General features: G+C 68.7%; 4 protein-coding genes and 2 pseudogenes. 3 read left to right on the forward strand and 3 right to left on the reverse strand.

What is annotated here, in order from left to right; all coding sequences use genetic code 11:
• Nucleotides 1-403, reverse strand: a pseudogene (locus tag ACWIF2_RS39045) (crotonyl-CoA carboxylase/reductase); the annotation flags it as partial.
• Nucleotides 404-655: 252 nt separating this feature from the next.
• Here ACWIF2_RS39045 and ACWIF2_RS39050 point away from each other — a divergent pair.
• From ACWIF2_RS39050 to ACWIF2_RS39060, 3 genes and pseudogenes are all read left to right on the forward strand, one after another.
• Nucleotides 656-1,214 (forward strand): annotated as a pseudogene (locus ACWIF2_RS39050) (response regulator).
• Nucleotides 1,215-1,352: 138 nt separating this feature from the next.
• Entirely contained in the window at nucleotides 1,353-2,747 is a 1,395-nt protein-coding gene (locus ACWIF2_RS39055; protein ID WP_454366261.1) for a phenylacetate--CoA ligase family protein, read from the forward strand.
• A gap of 119 nt (nucleotides 2,748-2,866) precedes the next feature.
• Complete coding sequence (locus tag ACWIF2_RS39060) at nucleotides 2,867-3,493, forward strand: helix-turn-helix transcriptional regulator (protein ID WP_165344290.1); 627 nt, start codon at nucleotides 2,867-2,869, stop codon at nucleotides 3,491-3,493.
• A 61-nt stretch (nucleotides 3,494-3,554) separates the two neighbouring features.
• Here the strand turns inward: ACWIF2_RS39060 and ACWIF2_RS39065 are convergent, their stop codons facing one another.
• Nucleotides 3,555-4,556, reverse strand: a complete 1,002-nt coding sequence (locus ACWIF2_RS39065) for a TauD/TfdA family dioxygenase (RefSeq protein WP_454366262.1) — start codon at nucleotides 4,554-4,556, stop codon at nucleotides 3,555-3,557.
• Between the two features lie 151 nt (nucleotides 4,557-4,707).
• The gene (locus ACWIF2_RS39070) at nucleotides 4,708-8,406 is read right to left on the reverse strand and encodes a type I polyketide synthase (protein ID WP_454366264.1); all 3,699 of its coding nucleotides are present in this window, start codon (nucleotides 8,404-8,406) and stop codon (nucleotides 4,708-4,710) included.
• Nucleotides 8,407-8,464 lie beyond the last annotated feature (58 nt).

The raw sequence follows: 8,464 nt of genomic DNA on the forward strand, positions 1-8,464 counted from the left end.
AGGCGTTGACGCCCGGGCCGGTGCGCAGGACGACGCCCGCGAGGTCGGAGCCGATGACGTGGTACGGCAGGTCGTGACGCTTGGCCTGCGGCGACAGCTTTCCGTACCGTTCCAGGAAGCGGAAGGTCGGCAGCGGTTCGAAGATCGCGGACCAGACGGTGTTGTAGTTGACCGAGGAGGCCATCACGGCCACCAGGGCCTCACCCGGCCCCACCTCCGGCACCGGAACGTCGTCGAGATGCAACGACTTGCGCGGATCCTTGTCCGCGGAAGGCGACCCCTCGAAGAGGTCGGCCTCTTCCTTTCGGACAACCATGCCCCGGTAGCTCTCGGGGATGCGCAGACCGGCGAAGTCTTCGGAGGTCGCTTCGCCGGACAATACGGCGCTCACTATGGCTTCCATGTCACTACCTCGATATGCGGGGCGTCACTGGGCGGTGCGGCGTTGTCGATCGAGGCAGGAGACGAATCCCGACTCGGGTCCTTGAGGACCGTAAAAGGCCGACCTGCCCGCCGAAACCCCTACATCGCGGCCTCGTGCCCCTAGGAGACTTGGACGGGCGAAGCCGGTGCGGTTGCCGCTGCGTACGGCGGAGAAACCTACGGCGGCGGAACGTACGGCGGTCGAGTCCGCTCCGGTGCCGGGAGGTGACGCATGACGGTGGACGGGCACCCCACTCGCGTGCTGGTCGTGGAGGACGACCCGGTGGCGGCGGACGCGCATGTCATGTATGTCGGCCGGGTGCCGGGTTTCGTGGCCGTCGGCAAGGTCCACACCGGGGCGGAGGCGCGGCGCGCGCTGGAACGGATACCGGTGGACCTGCTGCTGCTGGATCTGCATCTGCCGGACGTGCGCGGGCTGCAGCCGGCGCGGACGCTGCGGGCGGCCGGATACCACGCGGACGTGATCGCGGTGACGTCGGCGCGGGATCTCGCGGTGGTGCGGGAGGGGGTCTCCCTGGGCGTCGTCCAGTACGTCCTGAAGCCGTTCACCTTGGCGACGCTGCGGGCTGACGGGCACCTTGCGGAAGGCCGAGGAAGGGCTCACGGCGGCCGGCGTCGCGGAGGCCGTGGGGATCTCCCGGATCACGGCCCGGCGGTATCTGGAGCATCTGGTGGCGGCGGGCCGGGCAGGACGGAGTCCCTTGTACGGACAGGTCGGCAGGCCTGAACTGGTCTATCGGTGGGTCAGCAGCGCGCAGGGGCGCGGATAATGCCCATCGCGGGGGAAAGCCTCCAAAACGGTCTAGAAGAAACCTGAGAAACCCCCATCCTTCGAGGCCGGCGTGCGGTAATCGCTACTCGGTAAACTTTCAACCGAGTAGCCTGAGCGACACCACGGGGGATATTGCATGAGTGTCTACAGAACCGCCCAACTCCTTCTCGACATACGCCGGGCAGAGAAAGAGGGACCCATAAAGCTGGAACGGCGACGCGCCACGCGTCTGGCCGCGGCCGCGTCCCATGCCCGCACCCATTCACCCTATTATCGCGAGCTCTACAGTGGTCTGCCCGAATATGTCGGCGACACCACCACACTTCCCATAACGGACAAGAAAAGCCTCATGGGGCGGTTCGACGACTGGGTGACGGACCGTGATGTCTCACTGGAGCGGGCCGTCGCGTTCACCGACGACCCCGCACTCGTGGGGACGGACTTTCTCGGCAAATACCGGGTGGGCACCACGTCGGGCAGCAGCGGCGTCCGGGGCATCTTCGTGTTCGACAAGCGGAGCACGGCCGTCACCAGCGCGCTCGCCCTGCGTTCCTTCAAGAGCTGGCTTCGGCCGGCCGATGTGCGCGCCATCGTCCGGGGCGGCGGACGCATGGCGTACGTGATGGCGCTCGGCGGCCACTTCGCGTCCTCGACTGTGCTGCCGCGGTCCATCGTCAGGGACGGAAAGGGCAGCAAGACAGTGCGGGGCTTCTCCGTCTTCTCACCCCTGCCGGAGATCGTCGACGAGCTCAACCGGTTCCAGCCCAACATCCTGGTCGGCTACGCGGGCCAGGTGGCGCTCCTCGCCGGCGAGCAGGAGGCCGGCCGCCTGCGCATCTCCCCGCGGCTGGTCGTCCTGTCCGCCGAGGGCCTGACGGAACAGGGGTACGAGCGGATCGCGCGGGTCTTCGACGCCAGGATCGCGAACAGCTACAGCGCCACGGAGTTCATGTCGGCCGCGGTCAGCTGTGCGCACGGCTGGCTGCACGTCAACGCCGACTGGGTCATCCTGGAGCCGGTCGACGCCGAGCACCGCCCGGTGCCGGCCGGTGAACACTCGCACACCGTGCTGCTGACCAATCTCGCGAACCGCGTCCAGCCGATCCTGCGTTACGACCTCGGCGACTCCGTCCTCACCCGGCCCGATCCGTGCCCGTGCGGCAGTCCGTTCACCGCGATCCGCATCAAGGGGCGCTCCACCGAGGCGCTCACCTTCCACGATGTCCGCAGTCGTGCGGTCGGCGTCCCGCCGGGGGCACTGGCTCTCGTCGTGGACATGGCTCCGGGGCTTGAACTCGCGCAAGTGGTGCAGTCGAGCCGGACGGCCCTGAGTGTGCGGGTCAAGCCCGCGCGTGACGCCGACGCCGATCACGTGTGGGACAACGTGCGGTCCGAAGTCCACCGGTTCCTCGGCGAGCACGGCCTGCACAACGTCGAGGTCACGCTCGACACCGATGCGCCGCAGCAGTCAGCGGGCGGCAAGTACCGCCTGATCATCCCTCTGGACGAGGCGCGCGAAGACGTCACCTGACGGGCCGCCGCGGACCTGCTGTGAGGACCGGGCGAGGAGCGGCTGAGGACCCCCCAAGGCCCGGCCTTCCTATCCTCGACCTCGTCAAAGAAACGAGTTCGGGATCGCCAGGGGCTTATGTGATCAAAGTCGGCATCTTCGAAGCGTTCCCGATCTTTGCCCACGGCTTGACCGACATACTCGTCCGCGCGGGTTTCACGGTCATCGGCGTGCACACCGTGTGGGAGGAGCGTCGTACCACTGGTGCGGACGTTTTTCTCGTCGCCCGGGAAACCGTGCACAACACCTCGCCAGGCGCGTTCACCGCAGAGATCCCTCCCGGCGTACCGGTTGTTCTTATCGTCCCTGCCGGTGACAACCGGACCTTGGAGGAGTATCGGCGGGCCGGGGCAGCCGCCACGATCGACCGCAGTGCCCCGGCGAGTACCGTGGTCGAGGTGGTCAGAACCGTCACGTTCGACGGAATCGCCCCCCATTCTCAACTCGCCGACCTGACCGAGCAGAACGTCGAACCCGGCGCATTGTCGCCCAGGGAACAACAGGTTCTCGCCCGGATCGCGGTCGGTCTGACGCACGGGCAGATAGCCCGCGCCCTGGCCATCAGCCCGCACACTGTCGACACGTACGTCAAGCGCATCAGATCGAAGCTCGATCTCGGCAACAAAGCCGAACTGACGCGCGCGGCGATGTTGAGCGGCCTCGATGCCGGGAGTGATGTTTGCGGGCAGGTGAGCGGCGTCGGGTAACCGGTTCGACGGGGGCGCCTTTTCAGTTCACCTCTCTCACGCCTCTTCGTTTGCGGAATTCTTACGCCCCTTCGTCTCCAGAATGGAGAACGTAGCCGTCGTGGGGCCGGTGGTCGCGGGAACGCCGTAGATCACTCATGACAAAAGTGCGCTGCAACCAGCGGTCCTGGCCGTCGTAGCGGGGCCGGAAAGCAGTGCGACCGTGTGCCGCCACCCTGTTGTCCACAACGGCGAGATCGCCGGGGATGAGATGAAACGTCTCGGCAGTACTGTCGAAGAGCTCGCCCAACTCCAGAAGAGCGGCCGCGGCCGCCGATGTCCGGGGCGTCGTCGAGGCCAGGTCGACCCGGAGATCCGGGTCGTGCGGTGCGCCCGACAGGACGGCGTGAACGGGGGCCTGATCGCCGTCGAGGGCGAACGAGGACGGCGGTGCGGTCTGGAACTCCGCGCGGAACAGCGTTTCCCGGCTCTCGTCGCTGAGCGCGGAGAGTACCTGCCGCACACATACCGTTCGCAGCCCCGCGACGCCTTCCTGGTCCGATCGTAGACACAACAGCGACACATAATCGGGACGGTGTTCATGGAACGCGCTCTCGATGTGGAACGACAGCAGCACCGATCCGGGATTGCCCTGGATTTCCTCCTGCCCGGGAACGGGGACAACGTCCTGAACCAGCGCCCCGGACTTCTCCTCCCGGAAGGCCGCCGGGTCGCCGAGACCATGCGCCATGAGAAGCAGAACAGCGGCGGAGACGGTCACCGTGGACTGCACCGAGCCTCTTGCATTGGGGGTGGGCGGAAGTGCCCCGGCGCCAACCGGCAGACCGCGGAATATGAGAGCACCATGACGGCCGGAATCTCGGCGAAACTCGCGCATCGTACGCCGTAACTGCCGCGGCATGTCCTCCCACACCTCCCTGGCCAGCCGGACGAACCCCTCGCTGTCCACCCGCTCATGGCCGGCCGCACAGAGTCCTTCGGCTGTCCGGGCAACGGAATTCGCCTCGGCCCGGCTCAGCTCCACGACCGGGCTCCGCTCATCGACAGGTGCGGCAACAGTCATCACAACTCCTTGAGGGATCGCTGCCCCCCGTACTGGTTCAATTCGACGGCACGGCCGCCGGGCGACACCTCTTCTCCGGGTTAATCCTCGGTGCCGCCGCAGTCCTCGACATGTCCCGTAAAGACGGGACGTGATCCCCGCGGGTCTTCGATCAATTCCCCATGGCTCGTGCGCCGGTCCAGCCGGAAGCGTTCTTTGCGACCAGAGCATTGCCGAACATTGCCACAGGGTTGGCCTTCAGCCAGTAGCGGTCACGCCGGAAGGCATACGTGGGAAGCTCGACGGGCACGGCCGGCACGCCCAGCGCGGACAGTGTCCGCCGCCAGGCGACCGGTGCGCCACTCACGTGCGCCTGGGCAATGGCCCGCAGCACACCGTCACCGGGCCGCAGGCCCTCGTTCAGGGCGGCGGGCTCGGCTCGTGTCAGGGCGACGCTGCCGGCCAGTGCGTCGATGGCCGCCTTGTGGGTCTCCTGTGTCTCGTCTGTCTCGCGTTCTCGTGACCAATAGCCAGGCGTCAGCAGGCGCTCGTACACGAGTGGTTCACCGGTCGGGGCGGAGACGCAGGGCAAGCGCGCCGGGTGAAGCCTCACCTGCTTCACCGCGCGCCGAAACTCCTCCTCGGCCGCCGGTCCCGCCGCCTTCGGCAGTCCGCCCGCGGCGACGACCAGGGTGGCCGCGTCCTCGAGGGTCAGTGTCCCGGCCGCGTGAACAGCGGCGATCAGGCCGAGGCCCTGCCCGGCCGTGACCTCCGGTTCGAGGCCCAGCTGGTGCAGCAAAGCGCCTGACGCGACCTCATGGGCGAAGGACGCCGCGCGAGTCACCACCGGATCGGGTGTCACCCCGTCCGGGTCCAGGCCCAGCGCGATGTCTCGCGTCGGGGATTCCAGGCCTGCGTAGGCGGCATCGAGGCACGCGCACGCCTCGTCCAGTGCGTCGGCGAAGGCCGGGAAGCGGTCGTACAGCTCCTTCGCGGCGCCCTTGCGTCGGCTTTCGGCTCCGAGGGAGCGTGCCCCCTGCTCCGTGAACCCTGTGAGATTCGTGATCCCCGTGAAGAGGAGCCCGGTCCTGGTGTCCGTCGCGGCCCTGCCGCCCACCATCTGCTCCTGGGCTTCGCCCCGCTGCACGGCCGCCAGCGCCGCCAGCAGCTCATCCCGGTCCTCGGCGAACAGCACGGCTCGGTGTTCGAACGCCGACCGGGTGGTCGCCAGAGACCAGGCGAGGTCGTGCGGCCCGGTCTCCGGGTGGTCTTCCATGAACTCCTTCAGCCTGCGCGCCTGTTCCCGCAGCCCGTCACGGCTCCGGGACGACACGAGTACCGGCACCGGGCCGGCACGGTGGTGCTCCGAGGCAGGGGTGATCGCGGAGGTCTGGTCCGCGAACGGTAGTGGCGGCGTGTCCTGTTCGAGAATGATGTGCGCTTTGGTGCCACTGGCTCCGAAAGAGGAGACCGCGGCGCGCCGCGGCCGGCCCGTGTCCGGCCACGGCACCGTCTCGGTCAGCAGCGAGACGGCTCCGGAATCCCAGTCCGTCCGTGGCGAGCGGGATTCGGCGTACAGGGTCTTCGGCAGCACACCGCGGCGTATCGCCATGACCATCTTGATGACGCCGACCAGGCCGGAAGCCGCCTGCGAGTGACCGATGTTGGACTTGACCGTGCCCAGCCGCACAGGCCGGTCCGCCGGACGGTCCTGACCGTAGGCGGCCAGCAGCGCCTGCGCCTCGATCGCGTCGCCCAGAGGGCTGCCCGTGCTATGCGTCTCCACCGCGTCGACCTCGTCCGCGGACAGCCCGGCGTTCGCCAGCGCCTGGCGGATCAGCCGTTGCTGCGACGGACCGTTGGGGGCCGACAGGCCGTTGCTCGCACCGTTGTTGTTGACGGCGGATCCCCGGATCACCGCGAGGACCGGGTGGCCGAGGCGGCGGGCCTCGGACAGCCGCTCGATCATCACCATCGCCGCACCCTCACCCCAGCCGGTCCCGTCGGCATCCGCGGAGAACGCCCGGCAACGGCCGTCGGAGGCGATACCGCCATGGTCCGGCATGCCCATCGGGCTGGACAGCACGGTCACCCCGCCGACGAGTGCGGAGGAGCAGTCGCCCCGGCGCACCGCCTGACACGCCAGGTGCAGCGCCACCCCCGATGACGAGCATCCGGTGTCCGTCGTGAGGGTGGGACCCTCCAGGCCGAGTGCGTAGGCGATCCGCCCGGAGGCGAACATGGGGCTGACTCCCGTCCCGAGGAACGGTTTGACGTCCTCGGCGATCCCGTCCGGGCCCGCCCAGTACGCCTGGTAGAAGGTACCGACGTAAACACCAGTGCCGCTTCCGCGCATCGTCCGCGGGTCGATACCCGCCCGTTCGATCGCTTCCCAGGACATCTCCAGCAGCAGCCGCTGCTGCGGGTCCATCGCCAGCGCCTCTTCAGCGGAGATTCCGAAGAACTCGGCGTCGAACTCGGCGGCGCTGTCGATGAATCCGCCCTCACGGATCCAGCGTCCGCCGGCCAGGTCCACCCCGAGTTCCGCCAGCCGCTCCACGGCCTCCCAGCCGCGGTCGCCCGGCAGGTCGGAGATCGCATCCCGGCCTGCCATGACCAGCTCCCACAGCTGCTCCGGTGACTCCACTCCGCCCGGCAGACGGCAGCTCATTCCGACGATCGCGACCGGGTCGTCGTCAGCACCCGTGACGACCGCGGCTGTCTCGGCGGCGGTCTCCGTCAGGGCATCGTCCTCGGTGCCCATCACCACCGCCCGGACATAGCGGGCCAGCGCGTGCGGCGTGGGGTGGTCGAAGGCCAACGAGACCGGCAGGCGCAGTCCGGTGACCTCGTTGAGCCGATTGCGCATTTCGACGGCGGTCACCGAGTTGAGGCCGAGGTCCATGAACTGCCGGTCGCCGTCCACCTCGTCCCCGGAACCGTGCCCGAGTACGGCGGCGGCCTGGGCCCGCACCAGCGCCAGTACCGTCCGGTGCTGCTCGGCGGGGGGCATCCCGGCCAGGCTGTCGGCCAAGCGGTCGGTCAGCGCGGAGCGGGATGCGGACCCCTCGTGGGCACCTTCGTGGGCGCCCTCGTGGGCGCCTTCCGACGGGCGGTGGAGCTGTTGGACATCGGGCAGGTCGTCGAGGAACGGGCGGGGCCGGGCGGCAGTGTAGAGGGAAGCGAAGCGTCCCCAGTCCACATCGCTGACGGTAAGAGCGGTCTCGTCCTGGTCCAGCGCCTGGTGCAGGACCGAGATCGCCTGCTCCGGATCCATCGCGCGCATACCGAGCCGGGCGAACGCCTCTGCCACGTCTTCCTGGCCGGCCATCAGTCCTTCGCCGTGCCACATGCCCCAGGCCAGCGAGGTCGCGACCGCGCCCCGTGCCCGACGCTGTTCCGCCAGCGCATCGAGATGGGCATTCGCCGCCGCGTACGCCCCCTGCCCACTGCCACCCCACACCCCGGCATTCGACGAGAACAGCACAAACGCATCCAGCCGACCGGAATCCAGCAACTCATCCAGCGCCGTCGCACCCAGCGCCTTCGCCCCCAGCGCCTCGGCGAGATCCGACACCTCAGCATCCGCCAGCGCCACGAAACGTCCGGGAACGCCTGCCGCATGCACCACCGAACGCACCGGTGATCCTTCCGCCTCCAGGTTGTCCAGCAGCCCGGCCAGCGCGACACGATCCGCCATGTCACAGGCGGCGAACGACACCCGGGCACCGAACTGCTCCAGCTGTGCCGCCAAGTGCCCGGCACCCTCGGCGCCGGCTCCACGCCGGCTCGCCAGCACCACATGCTCCGCGCCCAACGACGCCAGCCACCGCGCCACATGACCGCCCAGACCGCCCGTACCACCGGTCACCAACACCGTGCCATCCGGACGCCACGGCCTCACCGCGGCCGAAGGCTCCAGCGGCGCA

Source organism: Streptomyces sp. NPDC055506 (assembly GCF_053643595.1).